Origin of the sequence: Pseudomonas sp. M5 (assembly GCF_016907075.1) — a bacterium.
Taxonomy (GTDB): Bacteria; Pseudomonadota; Gammaproteobacteria; order Pseudomonadales; family Pseudomonadaceae; genus Aquipseudomonas; species Aquipseudomonas putida_E.
This window is the reverse complement of record NZ_JAFBBH010000001.1, coordinates 5,386,894-5,413,384: the sequence shown is the minus strand read 5'-3', so window position 1 is coordinate 5,413,384 and position 26,491 is coordinate 5,386,894. Positions and strand designations below refer to the sequence as shown.

Annotated in this window: 20 protein-coding genes; 6 read left to right on the top strand and 14 right to left on the bottom strand. The window is 62.6% G+C overall.

The features are described from left to right. The 3 genes from sthA to JOE27_RS24570 form a co-directional block, all read right to left on the bottom strand. The gene (sthA, locus tag JOE27_RS24580; RefSeq protein WP_012313573.1) at positions 1-1,395 is read right to left on the bottom strand and encodes a Si-specific NAD(P)(+) transhydrogenase; all 1,395 of its coding nucleotides are present in this window, start codon (positions 1,393-1,395) and stop codon (positions 1-3) included. Positions 1,396-1,599: 204 nt separating this feature from the next. Beyond that, on the bottom strand, positions 1,600-2,598 hold the full coding sequence (locus JOE27_RS24575) for an FAD:protein FMN transferase (protein WP_204920593.1): 999 nt from the start codon (positions 2,596-2,598) through the stop codon (positions 1,600-1,602). A gap of 224 nt (positions 2,599-2,822) precedes the next feature. Beyond that, on the bottom strand, positions 2,823-4,286 hold the full coding sequence (locus JOE27_RS24570; RefSeq protein WP_012313571.1) for a glyceraldehyde-3-phosphate dehydrogenase: 1,464 nt from the start codon (positions 4,284-4,286) through the stop codon (positions 2,823-2,825). 168 nt (positions 4,287-4,454) lie between these two features. Between JOE27_RS24570 and mfd the strand changes: the two genes are divergently transcribed. The 3 genes from mfd to JOE27_RS24555 are packed head-to-tail and all read left to right on the top strand — an operon-like array spanning position 4,455 to position 11,814. Next, on the top strand, positions 4,455-7,904 hold the full coding sequence (gene mfd / locus JOE27_RS24565; protein ID WP_204920592.1) for a transcription-repair coupling factor: 3,450 nt from the start codon (positions 4,455-4,457) through the stop codon (positions 7,902-7,904). A 9-nt stretch (positions 7,905-7,913) separates the two neighbouring features. Continuing rightward, entirely contained in the window at positions 7,914-8,486 is a 573-nt protein-coding gene (locus JOE27_RS24560; protein ID WP_046786455.1) for a CsiV family protein, read from the top strand. A gap of 1 nt (position 8,487) precedes the next feature. Then, a complete protein-coding gene (locus JOE27_RS24555; RefSeq protein ID WP_174141779.1) occupies positions 8,488-11,814 on the top strand; it encodes a DEAD/DEAH box helicase in 3,327 nt (1,108 codons plus the stop codon). Between the two features lie 88 nt (positions 11,815-11,902). Here JOE27_RS24555 and nagZ read toward each other — a convergent pair whose 3' ends face one another. Genes nagZ through JOE27_RS24540 form a run of 3 tightly spaced genes read right to left on the bottom strand, consistent with a single transcriptional unit; the run spans position 11,903 to position 14,196 of the window. Then, on the bottom strand, positions 11,903-12,901 hold the full coding sequence (gene nagZ, locus JOE27_RS24550) for a beta-N-acetylhexosaminidase (protein WP_172655271.1): 999 nt from the start codon (positions 12,899-12,901) through the stop codon (positions 11,903-11,905). A 25-nt stretch (positions 12,902-12,926) separates the two neighbouring features. Further along, a complete protein-coding gene (locus JOE27_RS24545; protein WP_115275409.1) occupies positions 12,927-13,448 on the bottom strand; it encodes a L,D-transpeptidase in 522 nt (173 codons plus the stop codon). Positions 13,449-13,488: 40 nt separating this feature from the next. Beyond that, the gene (locus tag JOE27_RS24540) at positions 13,489-14,196 is read right to left on the bottom strand and encodes a TetR/AcrR family transcriptional regulator (protein WP_046786458.1); all 708 of its coding nucleotides are present in this window, start codon (positions 14,194-14,196) and stop codon (positions 13,489-13,491) included. 220 nt (positions 14,197-14,416) lie between these two features. Between JOE27_RS24540 and lexA the strand changes: the two genes are divergently transcribed. Continuing rightward, the gene (gene lexA, locus JOE27_RS24535; protein ID WP_012313564.1) at positions 14,417-15,025 is read left to right on the top strand and encodes a transcriptional repressor LexA; all 609 of its coding nucleotides are present in this window, start codon (positions 14,417-14,419) and stop codon (positions 15,023-15,025) included. A gap of 13 nt (positions 15,026-15,038) precedes the next feature. Beyond that, positions 15,039-15,515: an SOS-induced cell division inhibitor SulA gene (gene sulA, locus JOE27_RS24530; protein ID WP_012313563.1), complete on the top strand. Its 477-nt coding sequence runs from the start codon at positions 15,039-15,041 to the stop codon at positions 15,513-15,515. Positions 15,516-15,553: 38 nt separating this feature from the next. Here sulA and JOE27_RS24525 read toward each other — a convergent pair whose 3' ends face one another. From JOE27_RS24525 to JOE27_RS24495, 7 genes are all read right to left on the bottom strand, one after another. After that, the gene (locus JOE27_RS24525; protein ID WP_003248777.1) at positions 15,554-15,787 is read right to left on the bottom strand and encodes a hypothetical protein; all 234 of its coding nucleotides are present in this window, start codon (positions 15,785-15,787) and stop codon (positions 15,554-15,556) included. A 50-nt stretch (positions 15,788-15,837) separates the two neighbouring features. Next, positions 15,838-16,353: a DUF6586 family protein gene (locus JOE27_RS24520; RefSeq protein ID WP_115275411.1), complete on the bottom strand. Its 516-nt coding sequence runs from the start codon at positions 16,351-16,353 to the stop codon at positions 15,838-15,840. Positions 16,354-16,468: 115 nt separating this feature from the next. Next, on the bottom strand, positions 16,469-19,078 hold the full coding sequence (gene topA, locus JOE27_RS24515) for a type I DNA topoisomerase (protein ID WP_046786461.1): 2,610 nt from the start codon (positions 19,076-19,078) through the stop codon (positions 16,469-16,471). A gap of 100 nt (positions 19,079-19,178) precedes the next feature. After that, positions 19,179-19,430 (bottom strand): DUF1653 domain-containing protein, encoded by a 252-nt coding sequence (locus JOE27_RS24510; RefSeq protein ID WP_115275412.1) that lies wholly within the window; start codon positions 19,428-19,430, stop codon positions 19,179-19,181. Positions 19,431-19,510: 80 nt separating this feature from the next. Next, complete coding sequence (gene fadA, locus JOE27_RS24505) at positions 19,511-20,686, bottom strand: acetyl-CoA C-acyltransferase FadA (RefSeq protein ID WP_204920591.1); 1,176 nt, start codon at positions 20,684-20,686, stop codon at positions 19,511-19,513. Positions 20,687-20,726: 40 nt separating this feature from the next. Further along, entirely contained in the window at positions 20,727-22,874 is a 2,148-nt protein-coding gene (gene fadB, locus JOE27_RS24500; RefSeq protein WP_204920590.1) for a fatty acid oxidation complex subunit alpha FadB, read from the bottom strand. Between the two features lie 486 nt (positions 22,875-23,360). Beyond that, positions 23,361-23,798: a hypothetical protein gene (locus tag JOE27_RS24495; RefSeq protein WP_204920589.1), complete on the bottom strand. Its 438-nt coding sequence runs from the start codon at positions 23,796-23,798 to the stop codon at positions 23,361-23,363. Positions 23,799-23,906: 108 nt separating this feature from the next. Between JOE27_RS24495 and JOE27_RS24490 the strand changes: the two genes are divergently transcribed. Next, positions 23,907-24,347 (top strand): universal stress protein, encoded by a 441-nt coding sequence (locus JOE27_RS24490; protein WP_012313557.1) that lies wholly within the window; start codon positions 23,907-23,909, stop codon positions 24,345-24,347. 88 nt (positions 24,348-24,435) lie between these two features. Here JOE27_RS24490 and JOE27_RS24485 read toward each other — a convergent pair whose 3' ends face one another. Continuing rightward, entirely contained in the window at positions 24,436-26,364 is a 1,929-nt protein-coding gene (locus JOE27_RS24485) for an ATP-binding cassette domain-containing protein (protein WP_046786465.1), read from the bottom strand. Between the last annotated feature and the right edge of the window lie 127 nt (positions 26,365-26,491).

The window sequence follows — 26,491 nt, the reverse complement described above, 5'->3', positions numbered from 1 at the left end:
TCAAAAAAGCCGGTTCAGGCCGTCATAGGCAGCTACCCGATAGGCTTCGGCCATGGTCGGGTAGTTGAACGTGGTGTTGACGAAGTACTTCAGGTTATTCAGTTCGCCCGGCTGGTTCATCACCGCCTGGCCGATGTGGACGATTTCCGAAGCCTGGTAGCCGAAGCAATGCACGCCGAGGATTTCCAGGGTCTCGCGGTGGAACAGGATCTTCAGCATGCCTTGCGGCTCGCCGGCGATCTGTGCACGCGCCATGCTCTTGAAGAATGCCTTGCCCACTTCGTACGGCACCTTGGCCTGGGTCAGCTCCTGCTCGTTCTTGCCGATCGAGCTGATCTCCGGAATGGTGTAGATGCCGGTCGGCACGTCGTTGACGAAACGCCAGCTGCCGTTGTCGACGATACTGCCTGCCGCCGAGCGGCCCTGGTCATGGGCGGCACTGGCCAGGCTCGGCCAGCCGATCACGTCACCGGCACCGTAGATGTTCGGCACGCTGGTGCGGTAAGCCTCGTCGACTTCGATCTGGCCACGGCTGTTGACCTTGATGCCGATGTTCTCAAGGCCCAGCTTGTCGGTATTGCCGGTGCGGCCGTTGCACCACAGCAAGGCGTCGGCCTTGATCTTCTTGCCAGACTTCAGGTGCAGGATCACACCATTGTCCAGGCCCTCGACCCGCTCGTAGTCTTCGTTGTGGCGCACGGTGATGTTGTTGTTGCTGAAGTGGTAGCTCAGCGCCTGGGAAATTTCCGAATCCAGGAAGCTCAGCAACTGGCCGCGGTTGTCGACCAGTTCGACCAGCACGCCCAGGCCACTGAAGATCGAGGCGTATTCGCAGCCAATTACGCCGGCGCCGTAAACGATGAGTTTGCGCGGGGTGTGGCTGAGGCTCAGGATGGTGTCACTGTCATAGACACGCGGGTGATGGAAGTCGATGTCGGCCGGGCGATACGGACGCGAGCCGGTGGCGATGATGATGTGCTTGGCGTTGAGCTTTTCCACCACGCCATTGGGGCAGACCACTTCGACGGTCTGCTCATCGGCGAAGCTGCCGGTACCGAAGAACAGGTCGACGCGGTTGCGGGCGTAGTAGCCGGTACGCGAAGCGACCTGCTTGGAAATCACCTTCTCGGCGCTCTTGAGCACGTCCGGGAAGGAGAACCAGCGCGGCTCACCGATGGCTCGGAACATCGGGTTGGTGTTGAACTGCATGATCTGCCGCACCGAGTGACGCAGTGCCTTGGACGGGATGGTGCCCAGGTGGGTGCAGTTGCCACCGACCTGGCGACGGCTGTCGACCATCGCCACCTTGCGCCCTGCTTTGGCGGCGTTCATTGCCGCACCTTCTCCGGCCGGGCCGGAACCCAACACCACTACGTCGTAGTTGTAGACAGCCATGCGTACTCCTTCAGAACTGGCCCGCTGGCCACGGTCGCCGCGGGACTCGATCATGCCGCCGGGGCGCCATGAGAAAATTCGGGTGCAGTCTAATCAAGCGTGAACGCCGCGCACATTAACCCTTGGTCGCGTCGTAGGCCAATTTTGCCTGCACTACATGTGCATCCACCGATTCCCTGGCAGCTACCGTCCCTGCTTGCGCTTTCACCTGCCTTTGAGCGCCCGCTCGAAAGCAGGCGTAGCTCGGGAGACGAAGCCACCCTCTGCCCGAGTCACCAATACCGCCGCCAGGTCATGAGCGATGGCAAAATCCCAGCCGCGCTCGGGCCCGAGGATCAGCAACAGGGTCGAGTAGCCGTCGGCCTGCAGCGCCGAGGCATCGAGCACGGTGACGGCAGCCAGGTCATGATCGACCGGGCGCCCGAGACGGGCATCGAAGGTGTGCGAATAGCGCCGGCCATTCTGCTCGAAATAGTGCCGATAGTCACCCGAGGTCGATACACCCAGGCCGTTGACCGGTATTACCTGGCGGGCGATCTGACGGTCTTCGCGGGGCAATTCCAGGGCGATGCGCCATGGGCTGCCATCGGGTTTGCCGCCCACCGCCTTGAGCTCGCCGGTAACTTCGGCAATGAAGCTGGCGATACCCATGGCACGCAGGCGTGCAGCAATCAGGTCCACGGCGTGGCCAGCGGCGATGCTGTTGAAGTCCAGTTGCACCGGGGCGTCCTTGCACAATGCCTGGCCCTCGATGCGCAAGTGCTGGTAGCCCACACGCAGGCGGGCATTGGCCAGCGCCTGCGGTTCTGGCACCTGCTCATGGCGGGCCTGGGGGCCGAAACCCCAGAGGTCGAGCAGCGGCTCGACAGTGAGGTCAAAGGCACCATCGCTCTGTTCGGCCAAGTGCTGGCCGAAGGTGACCAGTTCGAGCATGTCTGACGGCAAGGCCAGGCACTGGTTGCCGGGGAGCTGATTGAACTGGCTCACCGCAGAGTCGCCGCGGTAGGTCGAGTAGTGCTGATCTATGCCCTGCAGGATCGTTTCCACTGCCGCCTGTACCTGGACAGGCGCCGGCCCGCCTGGCTCGCGGACGTACTGGACGCTGTAGCTGCTGCCCATGGCAGGGCCGCCGAGGCGCTCCAGGGTGGGGCCTTGGTTGCAGCCGGTCAGCAGCATGAGGATGAACAGGAAGGCTGTGCGCAAATGTATAGTTCTCGGTTGCCAGCATCGGCGCGACCTTGTAGGAGCGGCCTTGTGTCGCGAAAGGGCTGCGCAGCAGCCCCAGCAATTTGTGTTGCTCAGCTGAGACCTGGGGCCGCTTTGCGGTCCTTTCGCGACACAAGGCCGCTCCTACAAATTGCTGGCCGGTGCAGCCATAAAAAACGGGAACCCGAAGGTTCCCGTTTTTTCATTGCCTTACAAGCGAATTAGCGTGGAAACGCTGGCGGGTTCACACCAGCCATGTCTTCCATCACGCGAACCACCTGGCAGCTGTAACCGAATTCGTTGTCGTACCAGACGTACAGGACAACGCGGTTATCGTTGGCGATGGTCGCTTCGGCGTCAACCACACCCGCGTGGCGCGAGCCTACGAAGTCGGTGGAAACCACTTCCTGCGAGCTGACGTAATCGATCTGCTTGTGCAGCTCCGAGTGCATGGCGGTCTGGCGCAGGTACTCGTTGATTTCTTCGCGGTTGGTGGCCTTTTCCAGGTTCAGGTTCAGGATGGCCATCGACACGTTCGGCGTCGGTACGCGAATGGCGTTGCCGGTCAGCTTGCCCTTGAGCACCGGCAGCGCCTTGGCGGCAGCAGTGGCAGCACCGGTTTCGGTGATGACCATGTTCAGCGGCGCGGCGCGACCACGACGGCTGCCCTTGTGGAAGTTGTCGATCAGGTTCTGGTCGTTGGTGAACGAGTGAACGGTTTCGACGTGACCATTGACGATGCCGTACTGGTCGTTGATGGCCTTGAGCACCGGCACGATGGCGTTGGTGGTGCACGAAGCTGCCGAGATGATCTTGTCCTCGGCGGTGATGTCACCGTGGTTGATGCCGTGCACGATGTTCTTCAGCGCGCCCTTGCCAGGTGCGGTGAGGATCACGCGGGCAGCGCCCGGGCAGGCCAGGTGCTGGCCCAGGCCGTCGGCATCACGCCATACGCCGGTGTTGTCGACGATCAGGGCGTTGTCGATGCCGTACTGGGTGTAGTCGACTTCGCTCGGGCTCTTGGCGTAGATGATCTGGATCAGGTTGCCGTTGGCAGTGATGGTGTTGTTGGCTTCGTCGATGGTGATGGTGCCATCGAACGGGCCGTGCACCGAGTCACGGCGCAGCAGGCTGGCGCGCTTGACCAGGTCGTTTTCGGCACCCTTGCGCACAACGATTGCACGCAGGCGCAGGCCGTCGCCACCACCGGTCTTCTCGATCAGGATGCGCGCCAGCAGGCGGCCGATGCGGCCGAAACCGTACAGGACAACGTCGGTGCCCTTGCGCGCCGAAGCGTTCTGTTGGCCAACCACGTCGGCCAGTTCTTCACGCACGAACTGCTCGGCGGTCTTGCCGTTGCCTTCCTGCTTGAACTTGTTGGCCAGCTTGCCCAGGTCGACCGAAGCGGCGCCCAGTTTCAGCTCGCTCATGGCTTTGAGCAGGGGGAATGTCTCGTGGACGGACAGTTCGGTTTCGTCGGTCTGACGGTGACGCGCAAAGCGGTGGGCCTTGAGGATCGAGATAACCGAACGGTTGATCAGGCTGCGGCCATAGATCGAGCTCACCACGTTGTTGTTGCGGTAGAGCTGACCGATAAGCGGGATCATCGCTTCAGCCAGAGCTTCACGATCGATCCACTCACCAAGACACTGGTCGGGCTTCTGAGTCACGGGAACCTTCCACATGTAGGGGGAGAAAAAAGGGGCTACATTATGACGCCCCAACGCGTAACCGGCAATGAGCGCCTGTCGTGGGAGCCAAAGCCCGTGCTCATGCCCTTTCCGAGCCTGACAGCACGCACCGGCACCGGTACAATCGGTCTCTTTGCCGCAACGCTTGGAGTGCAATCTCCCGTGTCAGTTCTGCGCCTACCGCAAATGTCGGCCACGGCCGGCAAACAAACCTGGGGCAACCTGCCCGGTGCCGCCCTCAGCCTTGCCATCGCCGAGGCCGCCAGCAGTGCTGGCCGCTTCACCCTGCTGCTGACCGCCGACAGCCAGGCTGCCGACCGTCTGGAGCAGGAGCTGCGCTTCTTCGCCCCCGGCCTTCCGGTGCTGCCGTTCCCAGACTGGGAAACCCTGCCCTACGACCTGTTCTCGCCACACCAGGACATCATTTCCCAGCGCATCGCCAGCCTCTACCGGCTGCCGGAGTTGAGCCATGGCATCCTCGTGGTGCCGATCACCACGGCCCTGCACCGCCTGGCCCCCACGCGCTTCCTGCTCGGCAGCAGCCTGGTGCTGGACGTCGGCCAGACCATCGATGTAGAGCAGATGCGCTCACGCCTGGAGGCCACTGGCTACCGCTGCGTCGACACGGTCTACGAACATGGCGAGTTCGCCGTACGCGGCGCGCTGATCGACCTGTTCCCGATGGGCAGCAAGCTGCCCTACCGCATCGACCTGTTCGACGACGAGATCGAGACCCTGCGCACCTTCGACCCGGAGACCCAGCGCTCGATCGACAAGGTCGACTCGATCCGCCTGCTGCCGGCACGCGAATTCCCCATGCAGAAAGAGGAAGTGACGCGCTTCAAGGCACGCTTCCGTGAGCGTTTCGATGTCGACTTCCGCCGCAGCGCGATCTTCCAGGACCTGGCCAGCGGCATCATCCCCGCCGGCATCGAGTACTACCTGCCGCTGTTCTTCGAAGAAACCTCGACCCTGTTCGACTACCTGCCAAGCGACACCCAGGTGTTCTCGCTGCCGGGCGTCGAGCAGGCTGCCGAGCACTTCTGGAACGACGTGCGCGGGCGCTACGAAGACCGCCGCGGCGACTTGAGCCGCCCATTGCTGCCGCCTTCTGAACTGTTCCTGCCGGTGGAAGACTGCTTCGCCCAGCTCAAGCAGTGGCCGCGCGTGGTGGTCAGTGCCGATGATGTCGAGCCTGGTACCGGCCGTGAGCGCTTCCCCGCCCGCACCCTGCCCAACCTGGCCATCGAAGCCAAGGCCAACCAGCCGCTGGCGGCATTGTCCGACTTCCTCGACCAGTTCAGCGGCCGGGTGTTGTTCACCGCCGAATCGGCGGGCCGTCGCGAGGTGCTGCTGGAGTTGCTCGAGCGCCTCAAGCTGAGGCCGCAGACAGTCGAGGGCTGGGCTGACTTCATCACTGGCAGCCAGCGCCTTGCGATCACCATCGCCCCGCTGGACGAAGGCCTGCTGCTCGAAGACCCTGCCATCGCCCTGGTTGCCGAAAGCCCGCTGTTCGGCCAGCGCGTGATGCAGCGCCGGCGCCGCGACAAGCGCGGCGAGGCCGCCAATGATGCAGTGATCAAGAACCTTACCGAGCTGCGCGAAGGTGCCCCGGTGGTGCACATCGACCATGGCGTGGGCCGCTACCTGGGCCTGGCCACGCTGGAGATCGACGGCCAGGCCGCCGAGTTCCTGACCCTGGAGTACGCCGAGGGCGCCAAGCTCTACGTCCCAGTGGCCAACCTGCACCTGATTGCCCGCTACACCGGCAGCGATGACGCCCTGGCGCCGCTGCACCGGCTCGGCTCGGAAGCCTGGCAGAAGGCCAAGCGCAAAGCCGCCGAACAGGTCCGCGACGTGGCCGCCGAGCTGCTCGACATCTACGCCCGCCGCGCCGCCCGCAAAGGGTACGCCTTCGCCGACCCGGCCGCCGACTATGCCACCTTCAGCGCAGGCTTCCCCTTCGAGGAAACCCCCGACCAGCAGAATGCCATCGAAGCGGTACGCGCCGACATGCTCGCCGCCAAGCCGATGGACCGCCTGGTGTGCGGCGACGTCGGCTTCGGCAAGACCGAGGTCGCCATGCGCGCAGCCTTCATCGCCGTGCACAGCGGCCGCCAGGTAGCGGTGTTGGTGCCTACCACCCTGCTTGCACAGCAGCACTACAACAGCTTCCGCGACCGCTTCGCAGACTGGCCGGTGACGGTCGAGGTGATGAGCCGTTTCAAATCGGCCAAGGAAGTGGCCAGCGCTGCAGCGGACCTGGCCGAAGGCAAGATCGACATTCTGATCGGCACGCACAAGCTGCTGCAGGACGATGTGCGCTTCAAGGACCTGGGCCTGGTAGTGATCGACGAAGAGCACCGCTTTGGCGTACGCCAGAAGGAACAGCTCAAGGCCCTGCGCAGCGAGGTGGACATCCTCACCCTGACCGCGACACCGATTCCGCGAACGCTGAACATGGCCGTGGCCGGCATGCGCGACCTGTCCATCATCGCCACGCCGCCGGCCCGGCGCCTGTCGGTGCGCACCTTCGTCATGGAGCACAACAACAGCACGGTGAAAGAAGCGCTGCTGCGTGAACTGCTGCGCGGCGGCCAGGTGTACTACCTGCACAACGATGTGAAAACCATCGAAAAATGCGCCGCCGACCTTGCCGAACTGGTCCCCGAAGCGCGTATCGGCATCGGCCATGGGCAGATGCGCGAGCGCGAGCTGGAACAGGTGATGAGCGACTTCTACCACAAGCGCTTCAACGTGCTGATCGCCTCGACCATCATCGAGACCGGCATCGACGTGCCCAGCGCCAACACCATCGTCATCGAGCGCGCCGACAAGTTCGGCCTGGCCCAGTTGCACCAGTTGCGTGGCCGGGTCGGCCGCAGCCACCACCAGGCCTACGCCTACCTGCTGACACCGGCGCGGCAAAAAGTGAGCGCCGACGCCGAGAAACGCCTGGAAGCCATTGCCAACACCCAGGACCTGGGCGCCGGCTTCGTGCTGGCCACCAACGACCTGGAAATCCGCGGCGCCGGCGAGCTGCTGGGCGAAGGCCAGAGCGGGCAGATCCAGGCCGTGGGCTTTACCCTTTACATGGAAATGCTCGAACGGGCGGTCAAGGCCATTCGCAAGGGCACCCAGCCGAACCTGGAACAGCCGCTGGGCGGCGGCCCGGAAGTCAACCTGCGCCTGCCGGCACTGATCCCCGAGAACTACCTGCCCGACGTGCATGCGCGGCTTATCCTCTACAAGCGCATCGCCTCGGCGGCTGACGAAGAGGGCCTCAAGGACCTGCAGGTGGAGATGATCGACCGCTTCGGCCTGCTGCCCGAGCCGACCAAGAACCTGATGCGCCTGACCCAGCTCAAGCTGCAGGCGGAAAAGCTCGGCATCAAGAAAGTCGATGCCGGCCCGAACGGCGGCAAGCTCGAGTTCGAGGCCGAAACCCCAGTCGACCCGCTGACCCTGATCAAGCTGATCCAGGGCCAACCCAAACGCTACAAGTTCGAAGGCGCAACCCAGTTCCGCTTCCTGGTACCGATGGAACGGCCCGACGAACGCTTCAACACTCTGGAGGCGCTGTTCGAGCGCCTGACCCCACAGACAGCCTAAGGAAGATCCATGCGTGCCATCCGTTGCCTGACCTTGTTGCTTGCGCTGTTCGCGCCGGCCGCCTTCGCTGAAGGTCTTTATCAGGTGGAAATGATCCTTGTGCGGCAGAACAGCGTGCCGGCCTTCACCAGCCCGTACGCCCCTGAAGACTGGAGCGCCGGCGCCCTGCGCCTGGAAAAGAGCGCCGAACGCCCACTGGCGCTGGAAGATGAAGCCACCCGCCTGCAAGCCACGGCCGACTACACCGTGCTGCTGCACAAGGCCTGGCAGCAGCAGGTCGGCAGCACGCCAAGCCGCATCGCCCTGGGTGATGGCCAGGAGCAGTTCGGCCACTTCCCGATCGAAGGCAACCTGAGCATCACCGAAGGGCGCTTCATTGCCGTGGAGGCCAATTTCTGGGTCAACCAGCTCGACAGCAACGGCAATGTGCTCAAGAGCGAGCAGTTCAAACAGAGCAACAGCACCATCAAGGGCGGCCAACTGACCTTCCTCGATGGCGGCCATCTGGCGGTGCTGCTGAAGGTCACCCCGCCAGGTACACGGAAGATGCCGGTGATGGACCCGGAGATGATGGAGCAGTGATGTGACTGAGGGCGACGCACGGCAACTGCTCAGAGCCCATCCGGACTGGGTCGATTTTATCGACGCGGGCGCACTGGCCCGAGGCCGTAAATATGCAGCGCAGGAACGAACGCGAATCCTTTCGCTGCAGGGCCATTCCATCGAGGCGAGGTGCGAGGGCTCGGCGGGCCAGATTTACCATCAGGATATCAAGCTGGTGTTGAATTACGGCGACCTGCGCGTCTTTGGGAGCTGCTCCTGCCCGGTAGGATTGAATTGCAAGCACTGCGTCGCTGCGTTGCTGCAACTGGAGCTCGAAGGTGGAAACCTTGAGGCAGCCGCAACTCAGGAGCAAGCCGCGCTGTCGCTGCCGCCCGACCTGAACCTGTGGGTGCAGGGGCTCGAATCGCCCTCCAAGGCTGCAGCCAGTAGCGAACCGGCACGCAAAGGTCCGGCCATCTACTACCGCATTCACAGCGATAGCGAACACTTTCAGCTCGAGCCGATCAAGGGCACGCTACAAACCGACGGTACGCTGAAAATCGGCCGCATCACCTCAATGCCGGAGATGATCTACTACACACCCCGTTACGTTACGGAAGATGACGCTCGGCTGTTGCGCCTGATCGATGCCCGCAGCAAAACGCTGACGCCCGTGGCGCAACTGGAAGGCAAGCAAGGGGCGGAGCTTTTGAGCTACGCCTTGGCGACCGGGCGCCTGCTGTATGAAGACGACCCCACGCCTTTGCATGCCGGGCCGCAACTGCATGCCGAGTTCCGCTGGGTCAGGCTGGACAACGGCAGCTACAGGGGCGCCTGGCACCATGACCAGCACCTGCAGCTGCAGGTACTGCCCATCGAGCCTTTGCACTACATCGACCGGCATTCGCATCAGACCGGCGAGCTGCAGCATGATCTCGACCCCTTCATCGCCAGCCAGCTGGCACGCGCGCCAACCGTACCTGAACACCTGGTAGTACCTTTGAGTCATCGACTGAACGCCTTGAACCGGCAAGTCCCGACCCCCACCGCCGTGGTCACCGAGCAGATCGAAAACGTCCAGCCCAAGGGCCGGCTGACCCTTGGCAGTCTCGAATTCAGCGCCTACATGCCCAAGACCGGGCGTATGCAGCGCCAGATGCAACACCGCGCCGCCCTTTCCTTCGACTACGATGGGCTGCGCGCCAGTGGCAGCGACGACAAGCCATTGACCCGACTGGTGGATACCACCAGCCAGCGCATCCGCCGCCAGCCCCCGGCCGAACAGGCACTGCGCAAGGCACTGCGCGAGCTGGGTTTCAAGCCCGCCACCCGGCAAAGCAAGGCGCTGCCAGACAGCGCGGGCGAGATGCTTCAGCTGCCCGACGACGAAGCCTGGCTACGCTTCGCCCGCGACGGCCTGCCGCGCCTGCGCGAGGCAGGCTGGGAAGTCGACATCCACCGCGACTTCGCCTTCAACCTGCATGAGGTGGACGACTGGTACGCCAGCATCGAGGAAGCACCAGGCCATGAATGGTTCGACCTGGAGCTGGGCATCGTCGTCGAAGGCCAGCGCCACAGCCTGCTGCCCATCGTGCTGCAGCTGCTGCGCAGCAACCCCGAGTTGCTGCGGCCCAGCGAGCTGGCCCGGCGCAGCGACGACGAACACCTGCTGATCGACCTCAACCGCGGCCGGCTGGACGCCCCCGCGCTGCGCGTCGCCCTGCCCTACGGGCGAATCAAGTCGGTCATGGGCACCCTGGGTGAACTGTACCTGCACGAGGACAACGTCGGCCCCACCCTGCGCATGGACCGCGCCGACGCGGCACGCCTGAACGACATCGAACATTTGCCCCTGCACTGGGAAGGTGGCGCCCATGTGCGCGACCTGGGCCGGCGCCTGCGCGATGCACGCGACCTGCAGGTCGCGCCGCCCGCAGCGCTCAACGCCACCCTGCGCCCCTATCAGCAGCAGGGCCTGAACTGGTTGCAGGCCCTGCGCGAAATGGGCACCGGCGGCATCCTTGGCGACGACATGGGCCTGGGCAAGACCTTGCAGGCCCTGGCCCACCTGCTGCTGGAAAAGCAGAACGGGCGCCTCGCCCACCCTGCCCTGGCAGTGATGCCGACCAGCCTGGTGCCAAACTGGCTCGACGAAGCCCAACGCTTCGCCCCCGACCTACGCGTCCTGGCCCTGCACGGCCCCGGCCGCAGCAAGCATTTCGCCAAGCTGCACGAATACGACCTGGTACTGACCACCTACGCCCTGGTGCCGCGCGACCTCGAGCACCTGCGCGCGCAGCAGTGGAGCGTACTGGTGCTGGACGAGGCGCAGAACATCAAGAGCAGCACCAGCAAGGCCGCCCAGGCTGTCTGCGAGCTGCAGGCCAACCAGCGTCTGTGCCTGACCGGCACGCCAATGGAGAACAACCTGGGCGAGCTGTGGTCGATCTTCCACTTTCTCATGCCCGGCTGGCTGGGCGAGCTCAAACGCTTCAATCAGGATTACCGTACGCCTATCGAACGCCATGGCGACGCGGAACGTCTGGCGCACCTGGTCACCCGCATCCGCCCGTTCCTGCTGCGCCGCACCAAGGAGCAGGTAGCGACCGAATTGCCTCCCAAGACCGAAATGGTCCATTGGGTCGAGCTCAGCGACGCCCAGCGTGATACCTACGAGGCCGTACGCGTGGCGATGGACAAGAAAGTGCGCGACGAAATCGCGCGCAATGGCGCGGCACGCAGCCAGATCGTGATCCTCGATGCCCTGCTCAAGCTGCGCCAGGTATGTTGCGATTTACGCCTGGTCAAAGGGGTCGAGACCAAGGGCAATCAGGCTGACAAGGGCAAGCTCGGCGCGCTGCTGGACATGCTCGAAGAACTGCTCAGCGAAGGGCGCCGGGTGCTGTTGTTCTCGCAGTTCACCTCGATGCTGGCACTGATCGAACAAGAGCTGGAAAAGCGCAAGATCCGCTACAGCCTGCTCACCGGCGACACCCGTGACCGGCGCACACCGGTGCAGCAGTTCCAGCAGGGCGAGAGCGAAGTGTTTCTGATCAGCCTCAAGGCCGGCGGCGTGGGGCTGAACCTGACGGCTGCCGACACCGTGATTCACTTCGACCCGTGGTGGAACCCGGCCAGCGAGAACCAGGCCACCGACCGCGCGTACCGCATCGGCCAGGACAAGCCGGTGTTCGTGTTCAAGCTGATCACGCGCGGTACCGTTGAAGAGAAGATTCAGCAGCTGCAGCAGGAAAAAGCAGCGCTGGCAGCAAGCTTGCTCGACGGGGCAGAGGCTGGGCAGTGGCGTCTGGGGGATGAGGAAATCGAAGCGTTGTTTGCTCCGCTACCCGGAAAGCGGGCGCGCTAGCAGTCAGTCCCGGCTACTTCGCTGGCAAGCCCCCACAGGACTTTCACTGCCTTGGACAGCAGCGAGATACCTGTGGGGGCCGGCACAGTCAATCGACCAATTGCGCCTCGCGCAACGCCCCTAGCGCCTCCAGCCAACGCGGCTGCTGGCGATAATCGGTCCGCGCAAAACCCTGCCCGCGCATGCGTGCAATCCGCGGCGATGGCTTTACCTTCAGCCGCTGCGCCGCGCTCAAAGCCAGCTCTGCTGCCGCCCGGTCATTGCACACCAGGCCCATGTCACAACCCGCACTCAGCGCCGCCTCGATCCGATTGGCCGCATCGCCGACCACATGCGCACCGGCCATCGACAGGTCGTCACTGAAGATCACCCCGTCAAAGCCCAGTTCGCCACGCAGGATGTCCTGCAACCAACGGCGCGAGAACCCGGCCGGCTGGTTGTCTACCTGCGGATAGATGACATGCGCCGGCATCACTGCCGCCAGCTGCCCGCTGAGGCGGGAGAACGGCACCAGATCTGCCTGGCGCAGTTGCTCGAGGCTGCGCTCGTCCGTCGGAATGGCCACGTGGGAGTCCGCCTCCGCCCAGCCATGCCCGGGGAAATGCTTGCCACAGGCAGCCATGCCCGCTGCATTCATCCCGCGGATGAAGGCGCCGGCCAGCTGCGTGGCACGTTGCGGGTCGCCTTCGAACGCGCGGCTGCCGACCACAGCGCTACGCTGGTGATCCAGGTCGAGCACAGGGGCGAAGCTCAGGTCCAGGCCAACCGCCAGCACCTCAGTGGCCATCAACCAACCGCACTGCTCGGCGAGGTACTCGGCATTGGCGTTATCGGCGATCGCGCGCATGGCTGGCAGGCGCACGAAGCCCTGACGCAAACGCTGCACACGCCCACCTTCCTGGTCGACGGCCAGAATCAGATCGGGACGAATGGCGCGAATGGACGCGCACAGTTCACGCACCTGGCGCGGGCTGTCGATGTTGCGGGCAAAGATGATCAGGCCAGCCACTTCCGGCTGGCGCAGGAGCTGGCGGTCTTCGGCGGTCAGCCATTTACCGGCGATATCCACCATCAGGGAGCCTTGCAGGCTGACGGTCATAGGCAATCCTTCATTACAGACTTAAAGAAGCCCACTGGGGGCATGCGGCCTCCTCGATACGCACCGGGCAATGCGCCGGTACGCGCTCGAACAGGCCAAGCAGATCGGTGTTGCGCAGGCGAATACAGCCATGGGACAGCGGTATGCCCAAGGGTTCCGTGTCGGGCGTGCCATGCAGATAGATATAGCGGCGGAACGTGTCCACGGCGCCCAGACGGTTGACCCCGGCCTCGCAACCGCTGAGCCAGAGGATGCGGGTAAGCACCCAGTCACGCCCGGGATGCTGTGCGTGCAACGCCGGCGACCAGACCTCACCGGTCCAGCGCCGCCCACGCAGCACGGCATTGAGCGGCAAGCCCGCCCCGATCCTCGCTCGCACCTGGTGCAGGCCGCGTGGCGTGCAGCCGGAGCCATTGCGCTCACCGGCGCCATTGCGTGCGGTCGACACCGCCAGGCGCACGCACAACTGCCCATTGGCAAAGCCATAGAGGCGCTGGTCAGCGAGGGAAATGTGCAGGAGATCGAGGTCGGGCATGGGCGCTAGCTTAGCCCAAGCGCCCTGCCCCGCCCAGCCTTCAGGCCTTAGCGGTGGTGCTGGCGGTTTTACTGCGCGGGCGCAACTGTGCGGTGGCCATCGCCTCGTCGGTGACACCGCTGTCGGCGCGCATGCCAGCGGCCAGGAACGGCACCATCAGGCGCATGACCTGCTCTATGGAGGTGTTGATACCAAAGTCGGTTTCGGCAATGGCGCGCAATGCCTTGATGCCGGACATGCTGAACGCCGCGGCACCGAGCATGAAGTGCACGCGCCAGAACAGTTCGAGGGGAGGGATGCGTGGCGCGGCTTCATTGACCAGCAACATGTAGCGGCGGAACACCTTGCCATACATGTCTTCCAGGTAGCGCCGCAGGTGCCCTTGGCTCTGGCTGAAGGCCAGGCCCAGCAGGCGCATGAAGATCGACAGGTCGTTGTTGCTGCGTGGCTGCACCACCAGTGCCTGCTCCACGAGCATTTCCAGCAGCTCTTCGAGGCTGGGCTTTTGTTCCGGCTTGGCCTGGCGACGCTCCAGCTCACGTTCGAGGCTGGCGCAGAACGGCCCGAGGAAACGGGAAAAGACCGCCTGGATCAGCGCCTTCTTGGAGCCGAAATGATAATTGACCGCCGCCAGGTTGACCCCGGCCTTGCTGGTAATCAGCCGCAACGAGGTTTCCGCGAACCCCCTTTCCGCGAACAATTGCTCGGCAGCATCGAGAATGCGTTCAACGGTTTCCGATTGGGCCATGACTACTCCGCCAGACAGACAAACAGGTGTTTGAAACATACGTTTCAGGCCTGCGGATGTCAAGGCTCGGTGACTGTGCGGTCGCCATTAGAAAGCCCCGAGCTGCAAGCTGCAAGCCGCAAGAGGGGTGCGCGCCGCTTTTTCTTGTCGCGTGGAGCTTGCAGCTCATCCAGTACTGTATATAATCCCAGTCACTGTATAAAAAGACAGAGCGCCCGCCATGTTGAAACTGACGCCCCGCCAAGCCGAAATCCTGGCATTCATCAAACGTTGCCTTGAAGACAACGGCTTCCCGCCGACGCGCGCAGAGATCGCTCAGGAGCTGGGCTTCAAGTCGCCCAACGCCGCCGAGGAGCACCTCAAGGCCCTCGCGCGCAAAGGCGCGATCGAGATGACCCCAGGCGCATCCCGCGGCATCCGCATCCCCGGTTTTGAAGCCAAGGCCGAAGAAAACGGCCTGCCGATCATCGGCCGGGTAGCAGCCGGTGCACCGATCCTTGCCGAGCAGCACATCGAACAATCTTGCAACATCAATCCATCCTTCTTCCACCCCCGCGCCGACTACCTGCTGCGCGTACACGGCATGAGCATGAAGGACGTCGGCATCTTCGACGGCGACCTGCTGGCCGTGCACACCTGCCGCGAGGCCCGTAACGGGCAGATCGTCGTCGCCCGTATCGGCGACGAAGTGACCGTCAAACGTTTCAAACGCGAAGGCAGCAAGGTCTGGCTGATCGCCGAAAACCCCGATTTCGCCCCCATCGAAGTCGACCTGAAAGAGCAGGAAATGGTGATCGAAGGTTTGAGTGTCGGCGTAATTCGCCGCTGAACCAGGAGGCGTCATGCAACAGTTCGTCCAAGCACAACAGCAGGTACAGCTTCCTTTGTTCGAAGCCTTCCTCGCCCAACCGGTACTGCCAGGCCTGAAGGCCAGCGAGCAGGCGCGCAAGAACAGCGAACCGGACCTGTTCAGTGAACTGTCCCTGCGTGGCGCACCCGAACATTGCCAGACCTTGCTGGCACCGGTGCTACGCGAACTGAGCGAAGAGCAAGAGGCCCGCTGGCTGACGCTTATCGCACCGCCGGGCAGCCTGACCCAGGCCTGGTTGCGCGATGCCGGCCTCAACCGCGAGCGCATTCTGCTGCTGCAGCCGCGCGGCAATCAGAGCGCACTGCAACTGGCCTGTGACGCCCTGCGCCTTGGCCGTAGCCACACGGTTGTCAGCTGGCTTGGCAGCGTAAATGCCACCGCGCGACAGCAACTGTTGCGTGCAGCCAGTGCCGGAAACGCACAAAGCCTGAACATCCGCCTCGGCTGATGTTCAGGCTTTGCCTGTAACCCGAAACAACCTGGGTGTCAGTGAAGTACGCGCGGCCCTTCGTCGCGCTCGAGTTCGCCATCCATGAGGCGCCCCGCCATCTGCACGCCCACGCTCAGCATGGCCTTGGCAACCTCAACGTGTTGCCCCTGCAGGAATACCTTGGCGTCTTCCGAGAAATCCAGGGTTACCAGGGAGCCTTCGTCCTCGGCACGACGCAGTTCGATTCGGCCATCAGGCAACTCGACAATTTCTAGAAAAGACGTAGACATAAAGGGCTGTTCTCCGCGAAAGGCCAGTATTGTACCAGCCAAGGCGAATATCAGCACTCACTCAACGCGTCACGGAATCGTCTCACCAGGCCTTTGAGGTTGTTGCGCCAGCTTTCCAGCTCTTCACGCGACAGTGCAGCCTGCTCGGGCTCGTCGAGATTGACGGCCTGGATGAGTGGCTGAGTGACATCGGTTTTCGCGGTTTTTTTCGCGACCGGTGGTCGGAACAAATCGGCATAAGCGGTGAGCAATTGTGCCAGCCAGGTTTCCCGCTGCCTGGCCAGTTCCAGCAACTCAGCCACCTCGGGGATGGCGATGTCATTCAGGGCGTCATCGGCGAGCAATTGCTCGACACTGGGCGCGGCCGGCAGGCGGTAGAAGCCGCCAATCTCGTGACACAAGCCCAGTAGCGCGCCATACAGGTGGAACAGCGCAGATTCGCGCTCGGCCTGCGCCAGGCCTTGTGCATTCATGGCCTGGCTGTCGACAGCCTTGGCCATGGACTCAAGGGCAAGGCCGGCGAAGAAGAGCTTCTGGTTGGTGCGGGTGTAGAGTTCCTGGGCCATCTTGAGTGACCTCCCTAAGGCTGCAAGGCGAATACCTGCAGTTTCAGGGATCGGCGTGTACTTGTCACCAATGAATTGGGGCCGCTAAGCGGCCCCAATTACATCACTGAAACGATCAGCGCTTGTCTTCAACCTTCCAGGCATTACCGTCGTAGAACGCCTTCCACCCGGTAGGCTTGCCATCGACCTCGGACTGCACGTATTGCTCTTTGGTCTTGCGGCTGTAGCGGATCACTGCCGGGCGACCCTCGGGGTCTTTCTGCGGCGCATCGCACAGGAAGTGGTACTTGGGGTCGATCTCATGCTTGTGCGGCACGATCTCCAGCACCAGCGGCGCACGGGTCTCGCGATTCTTGGGGAACTGGCTGGCTGCCAGGAACAACCCAGAAGCACCGTCACGCAGCACGTAGGTGTCGTCGACCTTCTCGCACTTGAGCTCTGGCATGTCCACCTTGTCCATCTTCGGTGGTGCCGCCTCGCCACTCTTGAGCAGCTTGCGGGTGTTCTTGCACGCAGGGTTGGTGCAACCGAAGAACTTGCCGAACCGGCCGGTCTTGAGCTGCATCTCGCTGCCGCACTTGTCACACTCCAGGCTCGGCCCTTCGTAACCCTTGATGCGGTAACTGCCCTCTTCGATCTCGTAGCCGACGCAATCAGGGTTGTTACCGCAGATATGCAGCTTGTGCTTCTCGTCGAGCAGGTAGGCATCCATGGCCGTTGCGCAGATCGGGCAGCGGTGCTTGCCCAACAGCACGCGCGACTCCGATTCACCTTCGTCGTCCGCAGCGATTTCATCGCCCGGCACCAGGTTGACCGTGGCCTTGCAGCGCTCTTTGGGCGGCAGGCTGTAACCCGAGCAACCCAGGAACACGCCAGTGGAGGCCGTCCGGATCATCATCGGCCGCCCACATTCCTTGCACGGAATGTTGGTCATGGTCGGCTGGTTGGCACGCATGCCGCCTTCGGCTGATTCTGCCGTCAGCAGTTTCTTGCTGAAGTCGCCGTAGAACTCGTCCAGAACGTTCTTCCAGTCACGCTCGCCCTGCGCCACGTCATCCAGGCTCTCCTCCATGACGGCGGTGAAACCGTAGTCCATCAGGTTGGCGAAGCTTTCCGACAAGCGCTCGGTAACGATGTCGCCCATCTTCTCGGAGTAGAAGCGGCGATTGTGCAGTGTTACGTAACCGCGATCCTGGATGGTGGAAATGATGGCTGCGTAGGTCGACGGGCGGCCAATACCGCGCTTTTCCATTTCCTTGACCAGGCTGGCTTCGGTAAAGCGCGCAGGTGGCTTGGTGAAGTGCTGACTGGGGTCGATCTGGATCAGCTTGAGCGCTTCACCCTGGACCATCTCGGGCAACACATCATCTTCGCCCGGCTTGCTCTGCTGAGGCAGCACACGGGTATAACCGTCGAACTTGAGGATGCGACCTTTGGCACGCAGCTCGAAATCACCGGCAGCCACGGTCACACTGGTGGACAGGTACTGCGCAGGCGGCATCTGGCAGGCGAGGAACTGGCGCCAGATCAGCTCGTACAGGCGCTCGGCGTCACGCTCCATGCCGCTGAGCTTGGTTGGGTGCGTGTTGACGTCGGAAGGACGAATCGCTTCGTGGGCCTCCTGAGCGCCTTCTTTGCTGCCGTACACCAGCGGTGCTTCGGGCAGGTACTGCTTGCCGAACTCACGCTCGATGTAGCTGCGCGCCATGTCCAGCGCGTCGACCGACAGGTTGGTCGAGTCGGTACGCATGTAGGTGATGTAGCCCGCTTCGTATAGCCGCTGAGCCATCATCATGGTCTTCTTCACGCCGAAGCCCAGGCGGTTGCTTGCAGCCTGTTGCAGGGTGGAGGTGATGAACGGTGCCGACGGCTTGCTGCTGGTCGGGCGGTCTTCACGCTTGAGCACGCTGTAGCTGGACGCCTTGAGCTTGCTCAGTGCAGCCATGGCCTGCGCTTCGTTCAGCGGCTTGAAGGCCTCGCCTTTCTCGCGGGTCACCTCGAAACGCACCTTGGCGTCCTTGGCAGTGCCAAGGTCGGCGTGCACCTCCCAGTACTCTTCGGGGATGAAGGCACGGATCTCGCGCTCACGCTCGACCACCAGTTTCACGGCCACCGACTGAACACGCCCGGCCGACAGGCCACGGGCGATCTTGGCCCACAGCAGTGGCGAGACCATGTAGCCCACCACGCGATCAAGGAAACGGCGCGCCTGCTGGGCATTGACACGATCGATATCCAGCTCGCCGGGCTTCGAGAACGCATCCTGGATGGCTTTTTTGGTGATTTCGTTGAACACCACACGCTTGTAGCGGGTGTCGTCGCCACCGATGGCCTCGCGCAGGTGCCAGGCGATGGCTTCCCCTTCGCGGTCCAAGTCGGTCGCGAGATAGATGGTGTCAGCATCCTTGGCCAGGCGGCGCAACTCTTCGATCACCTTTTCCTTGCCAGGCAGGATCTCGTACTTGGCCTTCCAGCCGTGCTCGGGGTCGACGCCCATGCGCGCCACCAGCTGGCGACGGGCCTTCTCTTTCGGCGACAGGGCCGGCGCCTCACCCGCAGCCTTGCCACGCTTGGCGGCCGGCTCTTTGCTGGCGCTGGCCGAACCGCTGGTGGGGAGGTCACGGATGTGGCCGATACTCGACTTCACCACGTACTGGTTGCCCAGGTACTTGTTGATGGTCTTGGCCTTGGCCGGGGATTCCACAATGACCAGCGATTTGCCCATGGATCGGAGTATTCCTGAATCTGAAGATGAAAAACGCGTCAGGTGCCGGACGCGGCACCGCTATATATAGTGGCAATAGAGTGAGGTCAAGCGCGGTCGTTCACTCGTGCGCCTTGCCAAGCCGTTCAGGCAACCCTTCTTCGGCCTTGACCAAAGCAAAGCGTGGCACCTGCTCGCCGTCAACCTCGACCGACTCCTGGAACATCGAAAGTGGTCGTACCCAGAAGCTGTGGTCACCATACAGGCATTGGTAGAAAACCATCCACTCTTCGCTTTCGGAGTGCCGTGCGACACTGAAGACACGGTACTCAGGCCCTTTGTAATGCCGGTATACGCCTGGTTGTATCTGCATGTCGCCTTCCCTCTTGAAACAAATTCTGTAAAAAAACAAAAGCCGGGGCACAAGGCCCCGGCTGCTGTCCCGCTACGCGATCAGACGCGTTCGAAGACAGTGGTGATGCCCTGACCGAGGCCGACGCACATGGTGGCCACGCCCAACGTACCGCCATTTTGCTTCATGACGTTGAGCAGGGTGCCGGAAATGCGTGCCCCGGAGCAACCGAACGGGTGGCCCAAGGCAATGGCGCCGCCGTGCAGGTTAACCTTCTCATCCATCTTGTCGAGCACTTTCAAATCTTTGAGCACTGGCAGGGCCTGTGCAGCAAAGGCTTCATTGAGCTCGATGAAGTCGATATCGGCCATGGTCAGCCCGGCACGCTTCAGGGCTTTCTGGGTCGACGGCACAGGGCCGTAGCCCATGATTGCCGGGTCCACGCCAGCCACTGCCATGGAGCGGATCACCGCCAACGGCTGGATACCGAGGTCCATCGCACGCTGGCCAGACATGACGATCATGCACGAAGCGCCATCGGTAATCTGCGACGAAGTACCGGCTGTGACCGTACCACCTTTGGGGTTGAACGCAGGCTTGAGCGATGCCAGGCCTTCAAGGGTGGTTTCCGGGCGAATGGTCTCGTCGAAGTCGAAGACCTTCAGGAAACCGTTCTCGTCATAGCCCTGCATCGGGATGATCTCGTCCTTGAACTTGCCTTCGACCGTCGCCTTGTGTGCGAGCTGGTGCGAACGCAGGCCGAACAGGTCCTGTTGCTCACGGGTGATGCCGTGCATCTTGCCGAGCATCTCGGCAGTCAGGCCCATCATCCCGGAAGCCTTGGCAGCGTGCAAGGACAGGTGCGGGTTGGGGTCCACGCCATGCATCATGCTGACGTGCCCCATGTGCTCGACACCACCGACCACGAACACGTCGCCGTTGCCGGTCATGATCGCCTGGGCGGCGGTGTGCAGCGCGCTCATCGACGAGCCGCACAGGCGGCTGACGGTCTGGGCGGCCGAGGTGTGCGGGATCTGGGTCATCAGCGACGCCATGCGGGCGATGTTCCAGCCCTGCTCCAGGGTCTGGTTGACGCAGCCCCAGACCACGTCCTCGACTTCTTTGGGGTCGACCTTGCCGTTGCGCTCCAGCAGCTTGCTGATCAGGTGCGCAGACATGTCTTCAGCACGGGTGTTGCGGTGCATGCCACCCTTGGAGCGGCCCATCGGGGTGCGACCGAAGTCGACAATCACCACGTCTCTTGGATTGAGGCTCATATCAATAATCTCGCTCTACTCTCTCAAAGGCGTTGGCTGCTCAGCTGAAGAAGCGCTGGCCGTTCTTGGCCATTTCGCGCAGCTTCGCGGTCGGGTGGTACAGCGGCCCCAGATCGGCGTACTGATCAGCCAGGGCAACGAATTCGGCCACACCGATCGAATCGATGTAACGCAGCGCACCACCACGGAACGGAGGGAAACCAATGCCGTATACCAGGCCCATGTCCGCTTCGGCAGCGGTTTCGACGATGCCGTCTTCCAGGCAGCGCACGGTCTCCAGGCACAGCGGGACCATCATCCAGTTGATGATGTCTTCGTCGGTGACTTCACGCTGCTCGAAGACGATCGGCTTGAGCACATCGAGCACGGTGGCGTCGAAGACCTTCTTCGGCTTGCCACGCTTGTCGGTTTCGTAAGCATAGAAACCCTTGCCGTTCTTCTGGCCCAGGCGATTGGCCTCATACAGGGCGTCGACGGCCGAGCGGCGCTCGTCCTTCATGCGGTCCGGGAAGCCTTCGGCCATCACATCGCGGCCGTGGTGGCCGGTGTCGATGCCGACCACGTCCATCAGGTAGGCCGGGCCCATCGGCCAGCCGAACTTCTCCATGACCTTGTCGATGCGCACGAAGTCGACACCAGCGCTGACCAGCTTGGCGAAGCCGCCGAAGTACGGGAACAGCACGCGGTTGACCAAGAAGCCCGGGCAATCGTTGACCACGATCGGGTTCTTGCCCATCTTCTTGGCGTAGGCCACGGTGGTGGCGACCGCCACTTCACTGGACTTCTCGCCACGGATGACTTCGACCAGCGGCATCATGTGCACCGGGTTGAAGAAGTGCATGCCGACGAAGTTCTCGGGGCGCTTGAGCGCCTTGGCCAGCAGGTTGATGGAGATGGTCGAGGTGTTGGACGCAAGGATCGCATCCTCTTTCACCTGGCCTTCCACTTCAGCCAGCACTGCCTGCTTGACCTTCGGGCTCTCGACCACGGCTTCGACGACGATGTCGACGTTGGCGAAATCACCGTAGGACAGTGTCGGGCGAATGGCATTGAGTGCCTCGGCCATCTTCGCCGGAGTCAGGCGGCCTTTTTCGACGCGGTTGCCGAGCAGCTTGGACGCCTCGTTCAGGCCCAGCTGGATGGCTTCCTCGCGGATGTCCTTCATCAGGATCGGGGTGCCCTTGACCGCCGACTGGTAAGCGATGCCGCCACCCATGATGCCGGCGCCGAGCACGGCAGCCTGCTTCACATCGTGAGCGATTTCGTCATGGGCCTTGGCTTTGCGCTTGAGCTCCTGATCATTCAGGAACAGGCCGATCAGGCTTTGGGCAACCGAAGTCTTGGCCAGCTTGGCAAAGCCTGCTGCCTCGACTTCCAGCGCCTTGTCGCGACCGAAATTGGCGGCCTTCTGGATCGACTTGATGGCTTCGACCGGCGCCGGATAGTTCGGGCCGGCCTGACCAGCGACGAAGCCCTTGGCAGTCTCGAAGGCCATCATCTGCTCGATGGCATTGAGCTTGAGCTTTTCCAGCTTGGGCTGGCGCTTGGCCTTGTAGTCCAGCTCACCGCTGATGGCGCGCTTGACCAGGTCGAGGGCACCGGCCTGCAGCAGTTCAGGGACGACGACGGCGTCGACCGCACCGACTTTCAGGGCGTCTTCAGCGCGGTTTTCCTTGCCGGCGGCAATCCACTCGATGGCGTTGTCCGAGCCGATCAGACGCGGCAGGCGCACGGTACCGCCGAAGCCTGGGTAGATACCCAGCTTGACTTCCGGCAGGCCGATCTTGGCAGAGGTGGACATGACCCGATAGTCGGCCGCCAGGCACATTTCCAGGCCGCCGCCCAGGGCGATGCCGTTGATCGCGGCAACGGTCGGCACGTCAAGGTCTTCGAACGCGTTGAAGATGCGGTTGGCTTCCAGATTGCCGGCAACCAGTTCGGCCTCGGGCAGCTTGAAGTTGTCGACGAACTCGGTGATGTCGGCGCCGACGATGAACACGTCCTTGCCACTGCTGACGATCACGCCCTTCACCGAGGCGTCGGCCTTTATGGCATCGACGGCCTGGCGCAGCTCGTCCAGGGTCAGGCGATTGAACTTGTTGACGGACTCACCCTTGAGGTCGAACTTCAGTTCGACGATGCCGCTTTCAAGAGCCTTAACCGTGATGGCTTTACCTTCGTAAATCATCAACTGATCTCCACGATATGGAAGCTGAACTGTACACGCCGATCGCTGGTGGAAAAGCAGCGCTTCGCTGCTCTTGCCCAGGCACACCCGTCAGCGCGCTAGTCGGGATTCTGGATGAGCGCTGTGACATACAAACGCTCAATTCATACGCCCGTTTGATTTGGGTATGCACACATTCTCCGAAAAGGTCGGCGTTGTCAAATGCTCACAGGCATGGTGGAAACGCGACTTTCCGGTCATTTTCTAGCGTCTGGGTATAAATCATGATGACAGTGATTGCTGATCATTCATGTCAGCGATTGACCACAAGAAGTACACCGCAGCATTTTCCGATGCACACCGCTGCAGGTTGGCTACACTGCGACTGGCTTCAAGAATTTCCCGGCCTGCCTGGCCTTTTCTGCTCTGCAGAAACGACAAAGCGGCAACTTGGCATCTGCCCCTGATGGGGTCCTGCCAGGTTGCCGCTTTGTCGTTGAAACGATGTCAGGCGAGGGTTTCGAAGGCGTAGGCAATATCCTGCAACACAGATTTGTCACCCCGCTCGCTCCAGTACAGCGCGAGCATGCGCTTGTCGGCTTCGACCTTGTAAACAGTCCCCGGCAGCCGTGAGAAAACATCATTCAGGCGCGGTTCCTCACACACTTCACGCCATTGGTTCCACCACACACCAGGGCTGACCTGCCAGTAGCACCAGCTGTCTTCACGCCCACGCCGGCGCGCCCGGTGATACTGCGGGCAGGGGCTGGGCGGCTCTTTTTCCAGCCAGTGCGGCCACTGCTGCGGTGCCAGTTGCATGGCCAGCCCCATGCGCCGCGCCTCCAGGCGCAGGTTCATCTGCTCGCCTTGCTTGCGCGACTGGCGCAGCCAGGCAAACGGGCTGAGAATCAGCGCAAGGATTGACACCACCAGCAATACCGTCATATCTGTAGATCCCATAAAGCGTTGCAAATGAGCGGGTTACTCGGTTTCACGCAAGACCCGCCCGAAGCGACCATACTTCTACTATCGCGATTGTCAGGAGTACAGCTCATGCCTTACGAACATCTTCTGGTCGCCGTCGACCTCACCGAAGAGTGCGACCCGGTGATCAAGCGAGCCATGAAGCTCGCCGAGCCCACAGGCGCCAAGGTCTCGCTGGTGCATATCGTCGAACCCATGGCCATGGCCTTTGGCGGTGACGTGCCAATGGACCTGTCGCAGCTGCAACAGCAACAGTTCGACCAGGCCAAGGAGCGCATGGAACGCCTGTTCAACAAATACCCCGAGATCAACCGCGGTGATTCTCACCTGACCTATGGCCAACCGCGCCAAGAAATTCATCAGCTGGCCAAGGAGCAGAACTGCGACCTGATCGTGGTTGGCAGCCATGGCCGCCATGGCCTGGCGTTGCTGCTGGGTTCAACGGCCAATGACGTGTTGCATGGCGCGCCGTGCGATGTACTGGCGGTGCGGTTGCAGAAGAAGGAATGATCCAGGCTGCCCGGCCTCGTCGCCGGCAAGTCGGCTCCCACAGAGATCCTGGGGGAGCCGGCTTGCCGGCGATGAGGCCAGGACTGACTTAGCCTTCCAGCTCGGCCCAGCGCTCTACCAAGGCATCCAGCTCGCCCTGCATCTGCTCCAGCTTGGCCAGCACCGCCGAGGTCTCTTCGATCGGCCGCTGATAGAAGCCCGGCGCGTTGACCTCTTCCTGGGCCGCCGCCATACGCTGCTCGACCGCATCGATCTGCCCAGGCAGCATCTCCAGCTCGCGCTGCAGTTTGTAGCTGAGCTTCTTCTTCGAGGCATCCGCTGCGGCTGCGGCTGGCGCCGGCGCCACCTGCTCGTCCTGCTTCTCCACCACCGCACTGTTGAGCTCGGATTTGCCACCCTTGCTCTCGGTCACGCCCAACAGCTTCGGCGAACCGCCCTGGCGGATCCAGTCCTCGTAGCCGCCAACATATTCACGCACCTTGCCCTCGCCCTCGAACACCAGCGTGCTGGTGACAACGTTGTCGAGGAAGGCCCGGTCGTGGCTGACCATCAGCACGGTGCCCTTGTAATTGCACAGCACCTCTTCAAGCAGCTCGAGGGTTTCGACGTCCAGGTCGTTGGTCGGTTCGTCCAGCACCAGCAGGTTGGCCGGTTTGCTGAACAGCTTGGCCAGCAGCAGGCGCGCCCGCTCACCGCCCGACAACGCCTTGACCGGCGTGCGCGCACGCTGGGGGCTGAACAGGAAATCGCCCAGGTAGCTGAGCACGTGACGGTTCTGGCCGTCGATTTCAATGAAATCGCGGCCCTCGGCCAGGTTGTCGATCACGGTTTTTTCCAGATCGAGCTGGTGGCGCATCTGATCGAAATAGGCGACTTCCAGTTTGGTGCCGCGCTCGACCTTGCCCGAGGTAGGCTCCAGGTCACCGAGCATCAGCTTGAGCAGCGTGGTCTTGCCGGTACCGTTGGCGCCCAGCAGGCCGATGCGGTCCTGGCGCTGCAGGACCATGGAGAAGTCCTTGACCAGCATCGGCCCTCCAGCGTGGTGGAAGCTGACATTCTCCAGCACCATCACCTGCTTGCCGGATTTCTCGGCGGCCTCGATCTGGATGTTCGCCTTGCCCTGGCGATCCCGCCGCTCGCTGCGCTCGACACGCAAGGCCTTGAGTGCGCGCACGCGGCCTTCGTTACGGGTACGGCGGGCCTTGATGCCCTGGCGAATCCACACTTCTTCCTGGGCAAGACGCTTGTCAAACAGCGCGTTGGCCGTCTCTTCGGCGGCCAGCGCCGCTTCCTTGTGCACCAGGAAACTGGCGTAGTCACCGTTCCAGTCGATCAGCCCGCCGCGATCCAGTTCAAGGATGCGGGTTGCCAGGTTCTGCAGGAAGGAACGGTCGTGGGTAATGAACAGCACCGCCCCGTTGAAACCGCGCAGGGCCTCTTCGAGCCAGGCGATGGCACCGATGTCCAGGTGGTTGGTCGGCTCGTCGAGCAGCAGCAGATCGGGTTCTGACACCAGCGCCTGCGCCAGCAGCACGCGGCGGCGCCAGCCACCGGACAGCTCGGCCAGGGTTTTGTCGGCAGGCAGTTGCAGGCGGCTCAAGGTGCTCTCCACCACCTGCTGCAGGCGCCAGCCGTCACGGGCTTCGAGCTCGTGCTGAACATGCATGAGTTTTTCCAGGTCATCGTCGCCCTGGATGTTCTGGCTCAGGTGGTGGAATTGGGCAAGCAGTTCGCCAACGCCATCCAGGCCTGCGGCCACCACGTCGAACACTGTCCGCTCGTCAGCCACTGGCAGTTCTTGCGGCAGTTCGCCGATCTTCAGGCCAGGTGCGCGCCAGATCTCTCCGTCGTCGCCCTTCTGCTCGCCCTTGACCAGGCGCAGCATGCTCGACTTGCCGGTGCCGTTACGGCCGATGATGCACACCCGCTCGCCACGGGCGATCTGCCAGGACACTTTGTCCAGCAGCGGCATCGCGCCGAATGCGAGGGACACATCGCTGAATTTGAGCAGGGTCATGTTCGTCTCCAGAAAGCGGGCGCGCATTCTACCTGAGTTGGCCCGTTCCGGCATTAAGTTGACCGCGCTGCCAGGGCATTGCGACATCCGGTCGAACTTAATGCCTTGATACAAGCACAGCGCTTTC